Here is a 914-nt window from a genome sequence, read left to right on the forward strand (position 1 = left end):
GTTCTCTGCTGAGCCCTTACCGCTCAGTTCAGCGAATTCCAGCACGTGAGGCAGGCGCATTCCAAACAGTGCCGCTACCGGATGGAGGACTGTCGGCCACGGAGATAAAACGGGCGTTAAGGGCGACCGACGGCAAAATTCGAGGGAATCGAGTGCGCTCCGGAGTTGAGTGAGTGCGCTGCGTAGTGGGCGCGCGGTAATTGCCTGTCGAAACGTTATGAATTTGCGGGCTAGCCGTGGCAAACGACACAACGGTGCGTACGGCAACTACCCGGTAGTTCACGCTACTTGAGGCGGGCCATCAGCGCGTGCTCGACCAGGGTGATGAGCGCGCTCTTGGTCTCCCCGCGGTGCCGGGCGTCGGTGACGATGATCGGCGTGTCCGGGCCGACCTGGAGCGCCTCGCGGACCTCGTCGGGGGAGTAGGGCTGGTGCCCGTTGAAGCCGTTGAGGGCGATGACGAACGGCAGGCCGGAGTTCTCGAAGTAGTCGACGGCCGGGAAACAGTCGGCCAGCCGGCGCGTGTCCACCAGCACGATCGCGCCGATCGCGCCCTTGACCAGGTCGTCCCACATGAACCAGAAACGGTCCTGCCCGGGCGTGCCGAACAGGTACAGGATCAGGTCGTCGTCCAGCGTGATACGGCCGAAGTCCATCGCCACGGTCGTCGTGGTCTTGTCCTGAACGTGGCTCAGGTCGTCGATCCCCGCCGACGCGGAGGTCATCACGGCCTCGGTGCGCAGCGGGTTGATCTCCGAGACCGCGCCGACGAACGTGGTCTTGCCCACGCCGAAGCCGCCCGCCACCACGATCTTCGCGGAGGTGGTGGAGCGGGCCGCGCCGCTAGAGCTTGCGGAGTCCACTGAGCACCCTTTCGAGCAGAGTCACGTCAGGCGTGCCGCCCGCCTCGGAGC

The 914-nt window shown here is 65.3% G+C and carries 1 protein-coding gene and 1 pseudogene; both read right to left on the minus strand.

The annotated features are described in order from the left end of the window. Positions 1–284: 284 nt before the first annotated feature. Positions 285–863 (minus strand): ATP/GTP-binding protein, encoded by a 579-nt coding sequence (locus KUM32_RS37030; protein WP_217146254.1) that lies wholly within the window; start codon positions 861–863, stop codon positions 285–287. Continuing rightward, positions 844–914 (minus strand): annotated as a pseudogene (locus tag KUM32_RS37035) (DUF742 domain-containing protein); the annotation flags it as partial. The gene KUM32_RS37030 and the pseudogene KUM32_RS37035, both read right to left, overlap by 20 nt.

This window comes from Streptomyces sp. AC627_RSS907 (assembly GCF_019049165.1).